Annotated in this window: 14 protein-coding genes; 7 read left to right on the forward strand and 7 right to left on the reverse strand. The window is 66.8% G+C overall.

The genetic code is table 11. The annotated features are described in order from the left end of the window. Nucleotides 1-179: 179 nt before the first annotated feature. The gene (locus tag DGN21_RS19285) at nucleotides 180-2,885 is read left to right on the forward strand and encodes a TonB-dependent receptor (protein WP_184429199.1); all 2,706 of its coding nucleotides are present in this window, start codon (nucleotides 180-182) and stop codon (nucleotides 2,883-2,885) included. Nucleotides 2,886-3,102: 217 nt separating this feature from the next. On the opposite strand, the gene DGN21_RS19290 is transcribed toward DGN21_RS19285, so the two are convergent. The 3 genes from DGN21_RS19290 to glyQ form a co-directional block, all read right to left on the reverse strand. Next, nucleotides 3,103-4,692, reverse strand: a complete 1,590-nt coding sequence (locus DGN21_RS19290; protein WP_126965085.1) for a sulfotransferase — start codon at nucleotides 4,690-4,692, stop codon at nucleotides 3,103-3,105. Beyond that, a complete protein-coding gene (glyS, locus tag DGN21_RS19295) occupies nucleotides 4,692-6,920 on the reverse strand; it encodes a glycine--tRNA ligase subunit beta (protein WP_126965084.1) in 2,229 nt (742 codons plus the stop codon). The genes DGN21_RS19290 and glyS overlap by 1 nt, the downstream gene beginning before the upstream one ends. Before the next feature lie 295 nt (nucleotides 6,921-7,215). Beyond that, nucleotides 7,216-8,124 (reverse strand): glycine--tRNA ligase subunit alpha, encoded by a 909-nt coding sequence (glyQ, locus tag DGN21_RS19300; protein ID WP_039513568.1) that lies wholly within the window; start codon nucleotides 8,122-8,124, stop codon nucleotides 7,216-7,218. A gap of 90 nt (nucleotides 8,125-8,214) precedes the next feature. On the opposite strand from glyQ, the gene DGN21_RS19305 reads away from it, so the two are divergent. The 3 genes from DGN21_RS19305 (at nucleotide 8,215) to DGN21_RS19315 (ending at nucleotide 12,283) form a co-directional block, all read left to right on the forward strand. Continuing rightward, the gene (locus DGN21_RS19305) at nucleotides 8,215-10,029 is read left to right on the forward strand and encodes a GspE/PulE family protein (protein WP_054591723.1); all 1,815 of its coding nucleotides are present in this window, start codon (nucleotides 8,215-8,217) and stop codon (nucleotides 10,027-10,029) included. Between the two features lie 544 nt (nucleotides 10,030-10,573). Further along, nucleotides 10,574-11,338: a glutamine amidotransferase gene (locus DGN21_RS19310; protein ID WP_115510014.1), complete on the forward strand. Its 765-nt coding sequence runs from the start codon at nucleotides 10,574-10,576 to the stop codon at nucleotides 11,336-11,338. A gap of 45 nt (nucleotides 11,339-11,383) precedes the next feature. Then, on the forward strand, nucleotides 11,384-12,283 hold the full coding sequence (locus tag DGN21_RS19315) for a BPSS1780 family membrane protein (RefSeq protein WP_016904253.1): 900 nt from the start codon (nucleotides 11,384-11,386) through the stop codon (nucleotides 12,281-12,283). Nucleotides 12,284-12,550: 267 nt separating this feature from the next. On the opposite strand, the gene tatC is transcribed toward DGN21_RS19315, so the two are convergent. The 4 genes from tatC to DGN21_RS19335 form a co-directional block, all read right to left on the reverse strand. Then, on the reverse strand, nucleotides 12,551-13,288 hold the full coding sequence (gene tatC, locus DGN21_RS19320) for a twin-arginine translocase subunit TatC (protein ID WP_024937600.1): 738 nt from the start codon (nucleotides 13,286-13,288) through the stop codon (nucleotides 12,551-12,553). Then, on the reverse strand, nucleotides 13,285-13,917 hold the full coding sequence (tatB, locus tag DGN21_RS19325) for a Sec-independent protein translocase protein TatB (protein ID WP_126965083.1): 633 nt from the start codon (nucleotides 13,915-13,917) through the stop codon (nucleotides 13,285-13,287). The genes tatC and tatB overlap by 4 nt, the downstream gene beginning before the upstream one ends. A 15-nt stretch (nucleotides 13,918-13,932) precedes the next feature. Then, nucleotides 13,933-14,160, reverse strand: a complete 228-nt coding sequence (gene tatA / locus DGN21_RS19330; RefSeq protein ID WP_016904256.1) for a Sec-independent protein translocase subunit TatA — start codon at nucleotides 14,158-14,160, stop codon at nucleotides 13,933-13,935. A 73-nt stretch (nucleotides 14,161-14,233) separates the two neighbouring features. Then, nucleotides 14,234-15,136 (reverse strand): YSC84-related protein, encoded by a 903-nt coding sequence (locus DGN21_RS19335; RefSeq protein WP_024937602.1) that lies wholly within the window; start codon nucleotides 15,134-15,136, stop codon nucleotides 14,234-14,236. Between the two features lie 152 nt (nucleotides 15,137-15,288). Here DGN21_RS19335 and hemH point away from each other — a divergent pair, with 152 nt between their 5' ends. From hemH to DGN21_RS19350, 3 genes are all read left to right on the forward strand, one after another. Further along, nucleotides 15,289-16,254 (forward strand): ferrochelatase, encoded by a 966-nt coding sequence (gene hemH, locus DGN21_RS19340; RefSeq protein ID WP_126965101.1) that lies wholly within the window; start codon nucleotides 15,289-15,291, stop codon nucleotides 16,252-16,254. A gap of 2 nt (nucleotides 16,255-16,256) precedes the next feature. After that, complete coding sequence (locus tag DGN21_RS19345) at nucleotides 16,257-17,123, forward strand: alpha/beta hydrolase (protein WP_160955283.1); 867 nt, start codon at nucleotides 16,257-16,259, stop codon at nucleotides 17,121-17,123. 140 nt (nucleotides 17,124-17,263) lie between these two features. Beyond that, nucleotides 17,264-17,551 carry a hypothetical protein gene (locus tag DGN21_RS19350; RefSeq protein ID WP_065048698.1) on the forward strand — a complete coding sequence of 96 codons (288 nt, stop codon included), beginning with the start codon at nucleotides 17,264-17,266 and terminating at the stop codon, nucleotides 17,549-17,551. Nucleotides 17,552-17,607 lie beyond the last annotated feature (56 nt).

The raw sequence follows: 17,607 nt of genomic DNA on the forward strand, positions 1-17,607 counted from the left end.
AGAAACACGCCTATACGGCATCGGATAGAACTCGGTACAGTCGGTACGTTGTTAACGTTTCGTTGACACCCATTGCGTGCGGCCCCCCGATTGCCGCGCGCCCGTTCATACCTTTGGAGAGAGAGGTGCGTTTCATGAAACGTCATTTGCTGGTCACCGCCGTGTGCACCGCCCTGACCATGCCATCGCTTGCGACGGCACAGGATTCAGGTGAAGTGACTCAACTGGACAAGGTCACGGTGACAGGGTCGTTGATTCCCCGGTCCCAGGTCGAAACCGCGACCCCGGTGTTTTCGATCACCGCTCAGGACATCCAGCGCCGCGGCTTCAAGGACGTCTACGACGTGCTGCGCTCGCAACCGATGGCCACCGGCTCGGTCCAGGACGGTCAGTTCAGTGGCGGCTTCACTGCCGGCGCCAAATCGCTGAGCCTGCTCGGCCTGGACCCCGGCTTCACCCTGGTGCTGATCGACGGCCGGCCGATGGCCGATTACCCACTGCTCTACAACGGCCAGAGCAATTTCGTCGACCTGGCCAGCGTGCCGGTGGGCATGGTCGAACGCATCGACGTGGCGCCGGGCAACCAGTCCTCGATCTACGGCTCCAGCGCCATTGCCGGCGTGGTCAACATCATCCTGAAGAAGCGCATGGACGGCGTGCAGATGAATTACCGCATGGGCACCTACGATGGGGGTGGCGGCAACAACCAGCGCTTCCAGCTCACCGGTGGCAACGAGATCGGTGGCGCCAACATCGTGTGGGGCCTGCAGCTCAACAATCAGGATCCGATCTACGGCTACCAGCGCCGCGATTTCGATTCCACCAGCGACAATCCTGACCCGACCCTGCGTTACGGCTCACGCATTGCCTTGCATAACCTGCCCACCACCTATCTCGATCCGGGCGCCGAAAATTGCACTGCATTGGGACCGCTGTTCAATGGCTCGGTGCAGTACGACAACCGCGCCAACCGCGGCAACTTCTGCAGCAGCCGCACCGAGCCGGGCTACGCCAGCATCCTCAACAAGGAACGCAGCGCCAGCGGCTATGCCAACCTGAGCTATGCCTTCAACGATAACGTCGAGCTGTACTCGACCCTGCTGCTCAATCGCACCAAGGTCGAGGTCAATAGCGGCCCCCGCTTCTGGCAGACCTCCTCCGATACAGGTGGTTTTTTCTACAATCAGGACAGCCAGCAGCTCGAAAGCTATCAACGCATCTTTGCGCCGGAGGAAACCGGCAATCAAAACTTCAACAACGACCGCCAGACTGCCGACTCCTACAACATCGCGCTTGGCCTGAAAGGCGGCCTGGGTGCCAGCAACTGGACCTACGATGCCTACTACGCACGCTCGGAATATCGCATCGAAAGCCGTCAGCAGTGGCCGCTGGCCGACCGCATTGAAGATTTCTTCCGCGAACAGTTCCTTGGCGCTCCGCAGGGCGAGTACTACGGCTACCCGATCTATTCACCCAACGATGCCAACTTCTATCGCGCCTTGACGCCGGCGCAGTACCGCAGCTTCAACGACGAAATCCGCACCAAGTCCCGGACCTGGACCCAGAACGTCAACCTGCAGCTGACCAACACCGAGTTGTTCAACCTGCCGGCCGGTGCGGTCGGCGTCGCCGGTGTGGTGCAGGCCGGTAATCAGTACTGGACCAACCCGACCGACCAACGCGTGATCGCTGGCGACTTCTACCAGCTGACCGGCACCCAGGGCAGCGGCAAGCGCGAGAACTGGGCGGCGGCCTTCGAAATGCGGGTGCCGATCCTGAGCACCTTGACCGCCAATCTGTCGGGCCGCTACGACGACTACAAGAACCAGGGCGGCGGCGGCGATTCCAAGTTCACTTACAAGGCCGCGCTGGAATTCCGTCCGATCGATTCGCTGCTGTTCCGCGGCAACTACGCCACTGCGTTCAAGGCACCGGACATGGCATTTTCCTTCGCTGGCGACAGCGGCTTCTTCCAGGGCGTCAACGATTACTACCGTTGCGCACTCGAAGAACCCAACGTGCCGATCGCCGACTGCACCTATGGCGGCACCAGCATCCAGGGCCGTCGGTCCGGCAATGCGGATCTGAAGTCGATCACCGCAAAGTCCTGGGGTGCCGGCGTGGTGTGGTCGCCGAGCGCAAGCTTCAGCGTCAACGCCGATTACTACAACATCAAGATCGATGACAAGGTCAGCGACCTGAGCACCGATGCCCTGCTGCAGAACGAATCGGCCTGCCGGCTCGGCGCCCTGGATATCAACTCGCCGACCTGCGTCGACGCGCTGTCGCGCATCGATCGCACGGCCGCCGATGCGCCGGTACCCAATCGCCTGAGCAACATCCGCATCAACCCGGTCAATATTTCCAACGAGGAAATCTCCGGCGTGCTGACCAAGGCGACCTACAACCTGGCTACCGACTCCTGGGGCCTGTTCGTGTTCGACGCGCAATACAACCTCACGCTCAAGCATGAAAGTCAGCAGTTCCCGCAAGACCCGGTGCGCGACCTGCTGAGCGAGCCGTTCTTCTCTTCCGAGTTCCGCAGCATCACCAATGCCTCGATCACCTGGCAGAAGGATGCGTGGACCACCACCTTGTTCGGCCAGCGTTACGGACGCACGCCCAACTTCACCGCACAGCAAAGCACCGATGGCTATGCGGTGGAAGGCGCACGCAAGGTCGGTGCGTGGACCACGCTCAATGCCACGCTGGACTATGCGGTCAACGACGACATCTCGCTGACCGCCACGGTCAACAACCTGGCCGACACCCGGCCGCCGCGCGATCGCACCTACAGCAGCTATCCGTACTACAACATCTTCAACTACACCGGTTACGGACGTTCCTACATGCTGGAGCTCAACTGGCGTTTCGGCGCGCACTGAGTCAGCCAGGGTGGTATTTGCCAACGGCAGCCACGGGGCTGCCGTTGGCGTTTTGAGACAAGCGTTTTTGGATCGAGCGCTTGGGGATCGCCGCTGCTGCGAGTGGGCGGACTTGGAGTGGCCAGACACGACGAGGCTGGCGACACCCAGGCGTTTTCGATTGCGGGCATAGCGCATACATCGCGGCGGCGTCTCCGCGTCGTTTCGCTGGCCGTTGTCAGCGTGCGTCGGTCTGGATCAGGCCGGCACGCAACAAGGCCTGCCGCAGCGGCCCCAGCTGCGTGGCGTAGCGCCGCCATTCTTCGACGTTGCGCCCATGCACGCCTTCGCGTACCTGCACGCTGCTCAGCGTGGCCGACGCGGCCGCATTGCTGGTGATATCGATCTGCCCGGGCTCGATCTGCAGCCCACAGCGCGTCATCAACTGCTGCAACACCGCGGATGGATCGCGCACCATCTGCGCATAGTCCACATCGACCACCCGGCCCGGCAATGCCGCGCGCCACTGCGCCATCAGGGCGTGATACGCCTGATAGTGGCGCGCCAGCGTGTGCAGGTCGTAGCTGTAGGCGTAAGAATCACCGAACAGCGCGCGGTAATTGGAGAAGCACACCGCCATCGGCTCGCGTACCAGATGCACGATCAATGCCCCCGGCAAGGCGCGCGCGATCGCGCCGATCGCCACTGCATTGGCCGGTAGCTTGTCGATGTACCAGCGTGCCGATCCGGCTCGCCATTGCGTCTGTTCCAGGTAACGCGCGCCGATCTGCGCGTAGTCCAGCGTCGGCAAGGCCTGCAGCAGGCGCGCATCCAGCAGGCTGCGACCGGCCTGGTCGGTGCCCCAGCGCAGTTGATGGCCGAAGTCGTTCAACTCGCCAGCCGACACGATCTGGGAATGGTTGCCCAGCATCCGCTCCAGCACCGTGGTGCCCGAGCGCGGCAAACCGAGCACGAAGATCGGTTGCGGGCCGTGTGCGACGGGGGCTTGCTGCGCGGCGAACAGGCCCTGATCGGCCAACGCACCCAGCTGCGCGTACAACGCCGCCTCGGCCTCGGCGTCATGACGCAGGCGTGCATGCATCACCGCGTTGCCGTGCTGTAGCGCGTCCCAGGCGGCCTCGGTCTGGCCGAGGTCTTCCAGCTCCTTGTACAGCGCGAACGCCAGCCCGGCGCGATCTTCGCTGTCGGGCTTGGCGAGCTGCAACTGTTGACGCAGTTGTTCCACATGGTTGCTGCTGGCGCTCTGCCGGCGCAGGCGCGCACGCGTCAACGCCGCGCGGCCATAGCCGGGCGTGTGCGCCAGCGCATGCTCCAGCGCCTGCGCCGCTTCATCGAGGCGACCATTGAACTGCAACTGCACCGCTAGAAAAAACCGGAAATCCGGTCCATCGAATCCGCAGGCCTGCGCGCGCTGCATCATCGCCAGTGCGTCGACATGTTCGCCCAGCGATTGATGCACGTGCGCGAGCAAGGCCAAGGTCGCGCCGTCCTGGCACCGCATCACCGACGGGTGCCGCAGCAAGGCATGCAGTGCGCGATGCTCGCCGACCCGCAACAAGGCCTGCGCCACGCGGCAACGCATCGCCACGTCGTCGCCCAGATCGCCTGCGGCCAGCCGCAGCTGCACAACCGCCTCGCGCATCCTGCCGTTGGCCAGCACGGTGCCGGCCAGCAGCACGCGGGCCGACACATGCGCCGGCTCCACCTCCAGCAGCGCCTGCAACGCAGACGCCGCCACAGCCAGGTCGCGGCGTGCCAACGCGGCCTGCGCGGTCTGCCAGTGCACCGCGCCGGCGGACGCAGCCATCAGCTGGACAGATGCTCGATGGCGGCGACGCTGCCGAGGCGGTCGCCGAGCTTCTTCAGCAGGGCCAGACGATTGGCGCGCAATTGCGCGTCTTCGGCGTTGACCATCACCCCGTCAAAGAACGCGTCCACCTGCGGGCGCAACCGCGCCAGGCGTGCGAGCACGGCGACGTAGTCGTGCCGGTGCAGCGCATCGCCGGTATCGCCGATGGCCGCTTCCACCGCTTCGGCCAGGGCTTCTTCGGCCGGTTCGCGCAGCAGCGTGGTGTCGATGTCGCCGGGGATCTCGCCCTCGACCTTGCGCAAGATGTTGCGGATGCGCTTGTTGGCTGCGGCCAGGGCTTCGGCTTCAGGCAGCGTGGCGAAGATGCCGATCGCATCGATGCGGCGGTCGAAGTCGTAGAGGGAGCCGTGGGTCGCGCCCAGGTGCGCTTCTACGAGCCCTGTAGGAGCGCCCTCGGGCGCGACCGAGAACAGTGCGGCGACCGCGTTGAAGTGGGTGGCAGGAACGCCCTTGTCTGCGTAGTAGCCGCGTAGGCGGTCGAGGATGAAGTCGAAGAGCTCAGCCAATTCTTCCAAATGCAGCGATCGCTGATTCGCATGTGACGTGGGGGCATCTACACCTGACGCACGTGCTTTGTCTGCAACATCTTTTTTCTGCCGCAGCACAACCTCAGACATCGACTGTTTTGCAGAGCTGTAGGCGTGATAGAGCAGATCCTTGAGGTCCAGATCAAACCCACTCTCAATCACCGTCCGCGCCAGCCCCAGGGCATTGCGCCGCAGCGCGAACGGGTCCTTGTTGCCGGTCGGCTTCAAACCGGCCGCAAAGCCACCAGCCAAGGTATCCAGCCGTTCGGCAATCGCCAGCACCTTGCCCAGCGGCGACAGTGCGATGTCGTCGCCGGCAAAACGCGGCTGGTAGGCCTCGTCGATGGCCAGCGAAATCTCGCTCGGTTCACCGGCGGCCTTGGCGTAATGACGCCCGGCAATGCCCTGCAGCTCCGGGAATTCGTTGACCATGCGCGATTGCAAGTCGTTCTTGGCCAGCTGCGCAGCGCGACGCGCCTGCGCCGGATCGGCGCCCACCTGCGGCGCGATCGCCTCGGCCAGCGCCGCCACACGCGCCACCTTGTCGGCCACCGTGCCCAGCTTGGCCTGATACGTGACGCTGGCCAGACCCGCGCCCATCGCCTCCAGGCCCTGCTTGAGGTCTTCGTCGAAGAAGAACTTGGCATCGGCAAAGCGCGGACGGATCACCCGCTCGTAGCCCTTGGCGACTTCGGCTACGTCCTTGGAGACGATATTGGCGATGCCGATGAACTGCTCGGTCAACTTGCCGCCGTCGTCCAGCACCGGGAAGAATTTCTGGTTGATCTCCATGGTTTCGATCAGCGCTTCCTGCGGCACCGCCAGGAAGTCGCGCTCGAAGCTGCACAGCACCGCCGACGGCCATTCGACCAGGTTGACCACCTGCTCCAGGTTGTCGTCGCTGATGCGTGCGCTGCCGCCGGCCTGCCTGGCGGCGGCTTCGACCTCTTCGACGATGCGCGCACGGCGTGCGTCCGCATCCACCAGCACATGCGCCGCGCGCAAGGCCTCGACGTAGTCGCCCGGTGCCGCCAGCGATACCTCGCCCTGATGCATGAAGCGGTGCCCGCGGCTGAGGCGATCGCCACGCACGCCCAGCAGCTCGGCCGGAACCACGCTGTCGCCGAACAGCAGCACTAGCCACTGCACCGGCCGTGCGAAGGCGTATTCGTGCGCGCCCCAGCGCATCGGCTTGGGGATCGGCATCGCGGCGATCGCCTCGCGCAGGATGTCGGGCAGCAGGTCGGCGGTGCGCGCGCCCGGCGTCACCGCGCGGTGCACGAAGCGCTCGCCCTTGGCGTCGCTGGTGCGCTCCAGCGCGGTCCAGTCGATCCCGGCCTTAGCGGCGAAACCGGCCAGCGCCTTGGTCGGCTTGCCCTCGGCATCCAGCGCGATGTTGAGATACGGGCCCAGCACTTCGGAGCGCTGCTCGGGCTGCTCGGTGGCCACGCCCGGCAGCAGCACCGCCAGGCGGCGTGGTGTGGATAGCGGCTTGGCATCACCCCGGGTGACCGCGACGCCGCGCTTTTCCAGACCGTGCAGCACGCCATCGAAGAAAGCCTGCGCCAGACCCGGCAGCGCCTTGACCGGCAGCTCTTCGGTGCCCAGTTCGATCAGCAGGGGAAGTTGTTCGCTCATAAGACGTGGACCTTTACGTGTTCTCTTCTCCGGTCGGGAGAAGGTGCCCCGAAGGGGCGGATGAGGGTACGGGCGAAGCTCTGTGGAGTTTGGGTGCAGGAGGGCCACACCTCGTCCCCTCACCCCAACCCCTCTCCCGTGGGGAGAGAAGCTTGCGTGTTCCTTCTCCCGTCGGGAGAAGGTGCCTCGAAGAGGCGGATGAGGGGACCGGCGAAGCTCTGTGGAGTCTGGGTGCAGGAGGACTGCGCCTCCGTCCCCTCACCCCAACCCCTCTCCCGGGGGAGAGAGGCTTTGGTTACTTCTTCACTCCGGGAAAGCCCAGCTTCTCGCGTTGTGCGTAATACGCCTGCGCCACGCCCTGCGCCAGCGCGCGCACGCGCAGGATGTAGCGCTGGCGTTCGGTCACGCTGATCGCGCGGCGCGCATCCAGCAGGTTGAACGCATGGCTGGCTTTGGTGACCTGCTCGTAGGCCGGCAGCGGCAGGCCGACCTCGACCAGGTGCCTGGCTTCGGCTTCGCAGGCGTCGAAGCGATGGAACAGCTCGGCCACGTTGGCATGCTCGAAGTTGTAGGCGCTCTGCTCCACCTCGTTCTGGTGGTAGACATCGCCGTAGCTCACCGGTGTGCCGTCCGGGCCGTAGGTCCACACCAGGTCGTAGACGTTGTCGCAGCTCTGCAGGTACATGCACAGCCGTTCCAGCCCGTAGGTGATCTCGCCCAGCACCGGCTTGCACTCCAGTCCGCCGGCCTGCTGGAAGTAGGTGAACTGGGTGACTTCCATACCGTTGAGCCAGACCTCCCAGCCCAGGCCCCAGGCGCCGAGCGTCGGCGATTCCCAGTTGTCCTCGACAAAGCGCAGGTCGTGCACCAGCGGATCGATACCCAGGGCCTTGAGCGACCCCAGGTACAGGTCCTGGATGTTGTCCGGGTTGGGCTTCATCGCCACCTGGTACTGGTAGTAGCGCTGCAGGCGGTTGGGGTTTTCGCCGTAGCGACCATCGGTGGGGCGGCGCGAGGGCTGCACGTAGGCCGCATTCCACGGCTCCGGTCCCAGCGCGCGCAGGAAGGTGGCCGGATGGAACGTGCCTGCGCCCACTTCCAGGTCCAGCGGCTGGATCAGCACACAGCCTTGCTCGGCCCAGTACTGGTTGAGGGTCTGGATCAGGCCCTGGAAAGTGATCGGAACGCGCCGGGAATCGGACATGCAGCAAAGGCCGTGCGGAAGGGGTGCGCTAGTATACCGGCCGACCCGCAGCGCTTTGCCGCGGAGCACCGCCGCAGGGGAACATCGAACATGGAACAGCGGCGTACGGCCGATCCAGACAGCGCAGCGGCGATCCTGCCGCGCGGCCGGTTGATGTTCGACCCGGTGGCTGCCGCGTTGCTCGCCGATGGCATGGTGGTGCCGCACGAACACGAGCGCGTGCAGTTCTCCGCCGCCGGCGTACGCAATGCCAGCGAGGTGCATCCGCTGGTGCTGCTGGCCAATCTCAAGCTGCATGCCGCGCAGCCGCCGGCCGGCGAACTCGGGCTGGAACGGCTGACCGAATGGCTGGCCACCCGCACCGGCCTGCGTTATCTGCGCATCGATCCCACCCGCATCGATGTGGCCGCGGTCACCGGTGTGGTCTCGCATGCGTATGCGCGCCGCCACCGCATCCTGCCGCTGGCGCTGGACGCCGAGCGCGTGCTGATCGCCACCAGCGAGCCGCTGGCGCTGGAATGGCTGGCCGACGTGCAGCATCTGAGCCGGCGTCGCATCGAGCTGGCGCTGATCAACCCGCTGGACCTGCATCGCTACACGATGGAGTTCTTCGGCGTGACCCAGTCGGTGCGCGGCGCGCGCGGCGATGTGCGCAGCGCCGAACCGGGTGCCGGCCTGCCCAGTTTCGAGCAGCTGGTGGAACTGGGCCGCGCCGGCGACGTCAATGCCGACGACCACCACATCGTGCATATCGTCGACTGGCTGCTGCAGTACGCCTACGAACAGCGGGCCAGTGACATCCATCTGGAGCCGCGTCGCGAGGCCGGGCGCATGCGCTTCCGCATCGACGGGGTGCTGCACAAGGTGCTGGAAGTGCCGCCGTCGGTGATGACCGCGGTGGTCAGCCGCATCAAGGTGCTCGGGCGCATGGACCTGGCCGAACGCCGCCGCCCGCAGGACGGCCGCATCAAGACCCGGTCGCCGGGTGGGCGCGAGGTGGAAATGCGCCTGTCCACGATGCCCACCGCGTTCGGCGAGAAGTGCGTGATGCGCATCTTCGACCCGGATTCGGCGTTCAAGAGCATCGAGCAGCTCGGCTTCAGCCCGGAAGAGGCCGCCGGCTGGAGCGCGCTGGTCGAGCGCCCGCACGGCATCGTGCTGGTCACCGGCCCGACCGGCTCGGGCAAGACCACCACGCTGTATTCCACGCTCAAGCGCCTGGCCACGCCGGACGTGAACGTATGCAGCGTGGAAGACCCGATCGAAATGATCGCGCCCGAGTTCAACCAGATGCAGGTACAGCAGAACATCGACCTGGATTTCGCCAGCGGCGTGCGCACGCTGCTGCGCCAGGACCCGGACATCATCATGATCGGCGAGATCCGCGACCTGGAGACCGCGCAGATGGCGGTGCAGGCTTCGCTCACCGGGCATCTGGTGCTGTCCACGCTGCACACCAACGACGCTGCCTCGGCGATCACCCGCCTGCTGGACCTGGGCGTGCCGCATTACCTGGTGGCGTCCACGCTCAACGGGGTGCTGGCGCAGCGGCTGGTGCGCACCTTGTGCGTGCACTGCAAGCGCCCGCATACGCTCAGCGACGACGAGTGGGCGGCGATCCGCGAGCCGGGCGAAGCGCTGCCGCAGGTGCTGAACGTACACGCGCCGGTCGGCTGCCTGGAATGCCGCCGCACCGGTTACCTAGGCCGTGTCGGCCTGTACGAGTTGCTGCCGGTGAGCCCGCGCCTGCGCAGCCTGATCCGCGCCGACACCGACCTGGCCAGCTTCAGCCACGCCGCGCGTGGCGAGGGCCTGCGCACGCTGCGGCGCACCGGCCTGGAGAAGGTCGCCGCCGGGCTGACCACGGTGGAAGAGGTGTTGTCGGTGTTGCCGCCGCGGGACTAGGCGGATCGACTGGGACTTGCACGGTTATCGGCACAGGCGCCCCTCACCCCAACCCCCGCTCCGCGCCCCGGCCCGGCCCACGTTTGCGACGCGGGCGCTCCAAGGCACGCGCGCCAGTGGCGCGCAGGCCATGCCCTCTCGCTCGGCGGGAGAGGGGCTCGCTCCCTTCTCCCACCGTTTGCTCCCTTCTCCCACCGGGAGGAGCTGCCCGAAGGGCGGATGAGGGTACGTCGGCACGCACATTGCGCCATTGGCAGGGGCTCGGCCTCGCCATTGACCAGGTACACGGCACGGCCGAATACAACCAGATCAGCGGCGCACGATCACCGCGGCAACCGAGTCGGCAACCGACGTGGCACAAGCCATCTCAGCCATTACTGCTCTTACATCCACACAGCGCAAGTAACCAGCGCCCCGCCCCCCAGCCATCAGCACATAGCCATCCGGAATAACCTTAGCTGCATGCGTTGGCACGCCACTTGAAAAAAACCGCCTGGAGCTGCCTACAATCGGGCACATCAGTCGCTGCTGGATTTCCGTCCGCATGTCCGCCTTGCCGTTCCTGATCATCGAAACCGGGCATCCCGTGCCGGAGATGAAGCGATACGGCCGTTTTCGGCACTGGATCCGCGTCGCGGCCGGGCTGGCCGAGCATGAGACCGTCGCCGTCGATGTCGCCAACGGCGGCCGCCTGCCCGACCGCGGCGGCTTTGCCGGCACCATCGTCAGCGGCTCGGCCGCCTACGTCACCGACCGCGCCGACTGGAGCGAACGCAGTGCCGCCTGGCTGCGCGATGCCGCCCACCAGGGCATGCCGCTGCTCGGCATCTGCTACGGGCACCAGCTGCTGGCGCATGCACTGGGCGGCGAAGTCGACTACAACCCGGCCGGGCGCGAGTCCGGCACCATCGCGCTGGAATTGCACCCACCGGCCGAGCAGGACCCCTTGTTTGCCGGCCTGCCGGCGCACTTCCCGGCGCACGCCACGCACATGCAAACCGTGGTGCGCGCCCCGGACGGGGCCATCGTGCTGGCGCATTCGCGGCAGGACCGTTGCCATGCCTTCCGCTGGGGGCAGGCCACCTGGGGCGTGCAGTTCCACCCCGAGTTCGCCACCCACCACATGCGCGGCTATGTGCAGGCGCGCGCCGAGTGCATTGCCCGCCACGGGCACTGCGCCCGCACGGTCGCCCGCGAGGTCACCGCCGCGCCGATCGCCCGCAAGCTGCTGCGCCGGTTCGTGCATCACGCACGCGGCCTGCAAACAGTGACCACTCATCCCGCCGCACACACGCAAAAGCAGCGATAATCGCGCCACGCCGGATGGTCCGGTGCGTATCGATCCGGAATGGGAATGAGCGAAATCCGCAAGGTGCCGGCGTCTGCCGGCGCAGAATGGCTGTTGACCGGTTTCTCGCTGTTGAAGCGGGCGCCGCTGGCGCTTGGCTCGCTGGGGGTGATCTGGAGCGTGGCGGCCACCCTGGTGGTGTCGCTGTCGGTGCTGGTACCGCTGCTGGGCCCGGCCCTGCAGTTCCTGCTGGTGCTGGCCGGCCCGCTGTTCATGGGCGGCCTGCTGTGGGCGATCCGCGAGGTCGACGAAGGCCGCATCGCCAAGCCGTCGCATCTGCTGCACGGCCTGCAGGACGGCCGCGCGCCGCATCTGCTGGTGTCGCTGCTGCCGCAGCTGATCGCCGGCCTGCTGCTGGGCGTGCTGCTGCTGGTGATGATCGGCGCCAGCGGGCTGCAGCAGTTGTCCGAGGTGATGATCAAGATCAACCAGATCAGCCAGTCCGGCGCGCAGCCGGACCCGGTGCAGATCGAGCAGCTGGCCGCCAGCCTGCCGGCCGGACGCATCCTGCTGTGGCTGCTGCTGACCATCGCCACCTTCGCGGCGATGACGCTGGCGCTGTTCGTGATGCCGCCGCAGGTGATGTTCGACCGCAGCACCGGCGGCCATGCACTGCGCGAGAGCCTGCGCGCCAGCCTGCACAACCTGCCGGCGATGCTGGTGTTCTTCGTGCTGGCCTTCATCGCCATCTTCGCCATCTATTTTGCGGTGATGATCGTGGCGCTGATCGTCGGCCTGGTGGCCGGGCAGACCGTGGCGATGTGGCTGGCCCAGCTGCTGCTGATGGCGGTATTGATGCCGGTGTTCGCCGGCTCGGTGTACGCCGCCTGGAAGCAGATGTTCACCCACGCAGGCGCAACCGCGCAGCCCACGGCACCGTCGCGCCCGGATGTGTTCGCCGCCTGATCGCCTTGACCGGCAATGTGCTGACAACGAAACCCTGATCCGTAGGAGCGCACCTGGGCGCGATGAAGCGTCCCCCGGGAACGCCCTCGCTCGCGCCAACGTGTTCGCCGCCTGACCATCCCACCCCGTAGGAGCGCGCCTGAGCGCGACGAAGCTTTCCTCAGGAGAGCCCAGTCGCGCCCGGGTGCGCTCCTACGGGGGTGATTGCGTTCGGGTGATGCCGGGTTGCGCGCCTGCATATCGGCGCGCCTCACCGCGGCAAAAGCGCTAGGCGGGCTTCGGCCCCACCGCGCGCGAGGCGACGATACCCAGCTCGTAGAGCAGGCACATCGGGATGGCCAGCATCAGCTGCGAGACCACGTCCGGCGGGGTGAGCACCGCGGCCAGGATGAAGATGCCGACGATGGCATAGCCGCGGCCTTCGCTCAGCTGCTTGGGGCTGACCCAGCCCAGCAGCACCAGGATCACCAGTGCAACCGGCAGCTCAAAGCTCGCACCGAAGGCGAAGAAGATCGCCAGCACGAAATCCAGGTAGGAATTGGCGTCGGGGGTAATGGCGATCACGTCCGGCTTGAACGTGGTCAGGAAGTGGAACACCGCCGGCAACACCAGGAAATACGCAAACGCGCAGCCGATGTAGAACAACGCCACCGCCGAGGCCAGCAATGGGAATGCGAGTTTCTTTTCGCGCTGGTACAGGCCCGGCGCCACGAAGGCCCAGGCCTGGTACAGCAGCCACGGCACGCTGACGAACACCGCCACGAAGAAGGTCAGCTTGAGCGGTGCGAAGAACGCACCGGCCGGGTTCATCGCGATCATCGTCTGCCCCAGCGGCAGCTGCGAAATCAGCGGCGCGGCCAGCCACGAATAGATCGCACGCGAGAACGGCAGCAACGCCAGCAGCACCACGCCCAGGCCGATCAGGGCGCGCACCAGGCGCGCGCGCAATTCGACCAGATGCTCGATCAGACTGCTTTCGGCCTGTGCGTCGTCGAACAGGCTCACGGCTGTTTCTCCTGGATCTTGTGTGGCGCGGTCGGCTCGCTCGGCGCTTTCAGCGTGCTCGGCTCCAGCGGCGTGGCGGTGGCCGGCGCCTGCGCGCCGGTGCTGCTGAGATGCGCGGCATTCGGCGCCGGCACCACGGTGTCGTGCGGGGCCGGTACCGAGGTTTGATGGGGCGCCGGCGCAATCGGCTGGGCCTGGGCAATGACCGGTGCGGCCTCATGGTCGGCCGCATCCGCAGCGCCTGCTGCCGACGTGGCAGTTGCCCCGACCGACAGATCCGCGTGCGCCAGCTCCAGCGGTGTCGCCACCGGTGTGGCCGGGCTGCGGATATCGATATCGCGCCCCACCTCGTCGTGCAGCGCGCGGGCGCCCTGCTCCAGATGCTGCTGCTTGGTGCGCAGCTGGTCTTCGGCTTCGCGCAGCGAGGCCTGCACATCCTGCAGGCTGCGCTTGAGCTCTTCGGCTTCCAGCTCGCGCTCCAGCTCCTGCTTGACCGAATCCCACTGCATGCGCGCGCGGCGCACCCACAGTCCGGCAAACCGGGCCGCCTTGGGCAGGCGCTCGGGACCGAGCACCACCAGGGCGACGATCGCAATCAGCGTCAGTTCGCCAACACCTATGTCAAACACCGACGCCGCTCCGGATCAACGCGCGTCGCGATCGCGCTCGGCCTGCGCCTCACGTGCCTGCTCGGCCGTGCGGGTGTCGTCACCGAGCTTGCCGGCCGGCTTGTCGTCGTCGTGCATACCTTTCTTGAATTCCTTGACCGCGCTGCCGAGATCCTTGGCACCGCTGGTGAGCCGCTTGGTACCGAACACCAGCAACACGATCACCAGCACGATCAGCCAGTGCCAAATGCTGAAACCGCCCATGATCTGCTCGCTTGCTGAAGAAGAAGGAAGACGCAGGATACCCCAGCGCACCGCGCAGGGGGATGACAGCCTGTCAGCGGTTGCCGTCCAGCGATTCGGTACGGATTTCGCCATCGGACACCGGCTGGAAGCCCTGCTGCGGCGGTGGCGTCGTGCTGGGCTGCATCGGCACGGTGCTGGCCTCGTTCACCGCTGGCGGCGGCGTAGTGGTCGCCGGTGCCGGCGGCGGCGTTGCCGGACGCGGCGCGCTGGCCCCATCGTCGGCGCTGCCATCGGTACCGCGATTGGCGCGTGCGGTGTAGGTCGCCTCTTCCAGGCGGTCGCGGAAGGCGATCACGTCGGTGGAGGCACGCTCGTTGGTGCGGCCTTCGAAGATCATGCGCGGGGTGGCGCCGCCACCGTAGGCGTTGAGGTCGGCGGCATCGTCGATCTGCAGCACCGCACCGTCCAGCGCCACGCCGGCGAACAGGCCGCGGGCGCGCGACCACGACCAGATTTCGGCCTTGAGCTGGCCGTCGGTGGCGGCGGCGGCATTGCGGCCGACCGGGCCGGCGGCCACGCCGGCATCGGCACCGAGGGTGAACTTGCCGTTGACGATGTTGTCCAGGCTGCGGTCGTTGCGGAACACCAGCACCACGTCGGAGGACTGCACGCCGGCCTGGAAGCCGATGCTGCCGCCTGTGAGCTTGACGAACACCGGCTGCGACCAGCTGCCATCGGCATTCTTCATCGACATCAGGCCGTGCCCGCGCCGGCCGCCGATCACCAGCCCGGCCTTGAGCGTGTCGGGGATGACCACGATGGCGCGCGCCTCGTCGAGCAGCTTGTCCGGGATCGCCTGCTCGGGGATCTTCATGATCTCGTTGAGCACGCGCACCGCGTTACGCGCGCGCTGGTCCTCTTCCGGGCCGGCGACGGCGTGGCCGGCGGCGAAGGTCAGCGACAACAACAGGGCCAGGCGCGACAGACGAGGCATGACAAGCTCCAGAGGACAATCCGTCAAAGATAGCAATGGCGCGACGTTAGTGGTGGCGCAATGAATCGGTGGTGAGCGCAGCCAGGCGGCAGAGGCGGTCAATGGCGGCGATCGATGCGCTGTCCTCGGCAGCGCTGCTGCGCTCTGCCAGAATGGTGCGCATGAACACCACCCCCGATACCGCCCTGCTGGTCGTCAATCTCGGCACCCCCGAGTCGCCCACCGCCCCGGCCGTGCGCCGCTACCTGGCCGAGTTCCTCAGCGACCGCCGCGTGGTCGCGATCCCGCCGCTGTTCTGGAAGCCGCTGCTGTACGGGGTGATCCTGCCGATCCGCGGGCCCAAGTCGGCCGAGAAATACGCCAAGGTCTGGCTGCCCGACGGCTCGCCGCTGGCCGTGTACACGCGCCGCCTGGCCGAGGGCCTGAAAGAGGTCATGCCGGACTGGCACGTGGAGTGGGCCATGCGCTATGGCGCCCCGGCGCTGCGCAAGACGCTGGATGGCCTGCGCGCGCGCGGCATCAGGCGCATCGTGGTGCTGCCGCTGTATCCGCAGTATTCCACCACCACCACCGCCTCGATCCAGGACGTGATCGATGCCTGGCGCCCGAGCGCGCCGGAAATCGCGGTCGAGGTGATCCAGGACTATTGCGAAGACGCCGGCTGGGTCGCGGCGATCGCCGATTCGATCCGCGCGCACTGGCAGGCGCACGGGCGCAGCGAGAAGCTGATGTTCTCCTTCCACGGCCTGCCGCAGCGCGTGGCCAATGCCGGCGACCCGTATCCGCAGCAATGCGAGCGCAGCGCGCAGGCCATCGTCACCGCGCTCGGCCTGGGCGTGGACGAATGGCAGATGGGCTACCAGTCGCGCTTCGGTTCGGAACGCTGGCTGCAGCCGTACGCCGAGCCGACCTTGTGGAAACTGGCTGAAGGCGGCGTGCGCAGCTTCGACCTGGTCTGCCCGGGTTTTGCCACCGACTGCCTGGAAACCCTGGAAGAAGTGGCGCTGGGCTTTGCCGAAACGCTGGCCGAACGCGGCGCCAAGCTCAGCTACATCCCCTGCCTCAACGCCAGCCCGACACATGCGCAGGCACTGGCCGCAGTGGCGCGACGCGCGTGAGATTGGAGCCGTTTGCGTGCGACCTGGCGATCGGCCGGGTCACCGGGCTGCGCAACCCCGAACGTGGCCCGCGCCGGGTGCTGGCACTGCATGGCTGGCTCGACAATGCCGCCAGCTTCCTGCCGCTGAGCGCGCATCTGCACGCGCAGGACCTGGATCTGGTGCTGCTGGATCTGCCCGGCCACGGCCACAGCGCGTGGTTGCCGACCGGCGCCGAATACACGCTCAGCAGCGCGATCGCGATCCTGCTGCAGGTAGCCGATGCGCTGGGGTGGGAGCGCTTCAGCGTGCTCGGCCACTCGCTGGGCGGCGGCGTCGCCAGCTTGCTCGCGGCCGCGGCGCCGGAGCGCATCGAGGCCTTGATCGCGATCGAGGCCTTGGGTGCGCTGGCCGAGCCGGTCGAGAGCACCGCCACCCGCCTGCGCGATGCGGTGGCGTCGGCACGCACGCTGGCGCAGCGGCCGTTGCGGGTGTTTCCGTCGATGGAGATGCCGGTGCGCGCACGCATGATGGCCAACCAGCTCACCGAACCGGCCGCGCGGCTGCTGGTGGAGCGCGGGGTCTGCGCGGTCGAAGGCGGCTACAGCTGGTGCAGCGACCCGCGCCTGACCTTGCCCACCGCCATCCGCATGACCGAAGCGCAGATCGACGTGCTGCTGGCCTCCATCGCCTGCCCGACCCAGGCCATCTTCGCCACGCCGGCGCAGGTGTACTTCCCCGATGCCCTGCGCGATCACCGCGTGGCACTGATGCGCGATGCACGCCTGCATCTATTGCCGGGCACGCATCATGTGCACATGGAAGCGCCGGACGCGGTGGCGGCGGTGATCAATGGATTCCTGGCGTCGTTGCCGCCGCCGCACGCGTGATGCGTGGAATGCGTGCATGCGTCCTGCGCGATGCCATGGCGCTGACGTTCGTGCTTGCTGCCTTGCATGCGACAGCAGACCTCAGTGCCAGCAGGCATCGTCAGCGGCGCACGGCATCCTGGCACCGTTGAGCTAGCGCAATGGGCCATCCAGACCCGCTTGTCGCCGCGATCGAGTCCTTCGAGCAGTGGAGTTTGCCAGGGACGTTCCTGGAGACGGTGCACGCGTCGCCGCAACTGAATCCGGACGATCGCCGGCGCCTGGATGAGGTCTGGTCGGTGGCCTGCGACGCCGACCATTGGGGACCGGCACGCGAGCTGCAGGCCGGCATCGCGGCCATCGAGTGTGCCCTGACCAGGCGCTTTGCGTGGCTGTCGCCGCTGGCCTGCCGGCACCTTGCGCGCGCCGCGTCTTACCAATGGCGCTAGCGCAGCCGCGTGGCGCTATGTCACTTCGCTAGCCGCGCCATCGCGCAGCAGCTCTA

Source organism: Xanthomonas sp. MLO165 (assembly GCF_018831305.1).
GTDB lineage: Bacteria > Pseudomonadota > Gammaproteobacteria > Xanthomonadales > Xanthomonadaceae > Xanthomonas > Xanthomonas arboricola.

Coding starts and splice junctions, on each gene's coding strand:
- glyS (WP_126965084.1), bottom strand. CDS start 6,920: ATGAGCGAACAACTTCCCCTGCTGATCGAACTGGGCACCGAAGAGCTG.
- DGN21_RS19290 (WP_126965085.1), bottom strand. CDS start 4,692: ATGGCTGCGTCCGCCGGCGCGGTGCACTGGCAGACCGCGCAGGCCGCG.
- glyQ (WP_039513568.1), bottom strand. CDS start 8,124: ATGTCCGATTCCCGGCGCGTTCCGATCACTTTCCAGGGCCTGATCCAG.
- DGN21_RS19335 (WP_024937602.1), bottom strand. CDS start 15,136: ATGCCTCGTCTGTCGCGCCTGGCCCTGTTGTTGTCGCTGACCTTCGCC.
- tatA (WP_016904256.1), bottom strand. CDS start 14,160: ATGGGCGGTTTCAGCATTTGGCACTGGCTGATCGTGCTGGTGATCGTG.
- DGN21_RS19310 (WP_115510014.1), top strand. CDS start 10,574: ATGTCCGCCTTGCCGTTCCTGATCATCGAAACCGGGCATCCCGTGCCG.
- DGN21_RS19285 (WP_184429199.1), top strand. CDS start 180: ATGCCATCGCTTGCGACGGCACAGGATTCAGGTGAAGTGACTCAACTG.
- DGN21_RS19350 (WP_065048698.1), top strand. CDS start 17,264: ATGGGCCATCCAGACCCGCTTGTCGCCGCGATCGAGTCCTTCGAGCAG.
- DGN21_RS19305 (WP_054591723.1), top strand. CDS start 8,215: ATGGAACAGCGGCGTACGGCCGATCCAGACAGCGCAGCGGCGATCCTG.
- DGN21_RS19315 (WP_016904253.1), top strand. CDS start 11,384: ATGAGCGAAATCCGCAAGGTGCCGGCGTCTGCCGGCGCAGAATGGCTG.
- hemH (WP_126965101.1), top strand. CDS start 15,289: ATGGTGCGCATGAACACCACCCCCGATACCGCCCTGCTGGTCGTCAAT.